This is a genomic window from Microbacterium sp. ZXX196, assembly GCF_009709595.1.
Classification (GTDB): Bacteria; Actinomycetota; Actinomycetes; order Actinomycetales; family Microbacteriaceae; genus Microbacterium; species Microbacterium excoecariae.
Map to the genome: position 1 here is coordinate 1 of NZ_WMEE01000205.1, position 270 is coordinate 270.

A 270-nucleotide genomic window follows, 5' to 3' on the forward strand; every position below is an offset into this window, starting at 1 on the left:
AAGAAGAGATTGCTTACAAGCTTCGAGAAATTCTTGATTTAGATGATCAAGATACCGACAGATTTATTCAGGAGATGGCGCACTCCAAAAGTCGCTCACGTAAGATGCAAATGTGGCTTACACCTGAGCAGCGCAATGAAATCCTGCAGTGGTGGCACCCCTATGCTCGAAAAAATAAAATTGCGTCCAATGCTCTCTTTTTCATAGCCGATTACAAGCGCTCATATCCCTTTGGTTCTCTTTTGGGGCAGGTCTTGCACACAATTCAAG

At 43.7% G+C, this 270-nt stretch carries 1 protein-coding gene; it reads left to right on the forward strand.

The genetic code is table 11. The features are described 5' to 3' along the window. On the forward strand, positions 1–270 hold a 270-nt coding region (locus tag GJQ66_RS14255), incomplete at both ends, for a hypothetical protein (protein WP_230379610.1).